The sequence below is a fragment of the Zoogloea sp. LCSB751 genome, from assembly GCF_002028455.1.
Lineage (GTDB): Bacteria > Pseudomonadota > Gammaproteobacteria > Burkholderiales > Rhodocyclaceae > Zoogloea.
Genome location: NZ_MWUM01000274.1, coordinates 1 through 264 on the forward strand (window position 1 = coordinate 1; position 264 = coordinate 264).

Here is a 264-nt window from a genome sequence, read left to right on the forward strand (position 1 = left end):
TGTGGAAGGCATAGCCTATCGGCCTGCCCTCTTTGCTCAGGGTGCGAACCTGATAGGGACCGGTGGCCTTGGAAATAACGACGCCCGGAAAAAACTGCTCGATGCGAGTCTGCTCAACGGGATAGGTTTTCGCTAGCAGGCCCGTGCTGAAGAAGCTCAGCAGCAAGACCATCGACAGCAATCCCCAGAATCGGTGTGACAAGAGCAATGGATAAGGTTCTGACCGCATCATCGACTTCATATGCCTGCTTCCCGCAATAATAT

1 protein-coding gene is annotated in these 264 nt (G+C 53.4%); it reads right to left on the reverse strand.

Going from position 1 to position 264, the window contains the following annotated elements; genetic code table 11:
* A partial coding sequence (locus tag B4920_RS26625) for a hypothetical protein (RefSeq protein WP_216820072.1) occupies positions 1-241 on the reverse strand: 241 nt, incomplete at its 3' end.
* Between the last annotated feature and the right edge of the window lie 23 nt (positions 242-264).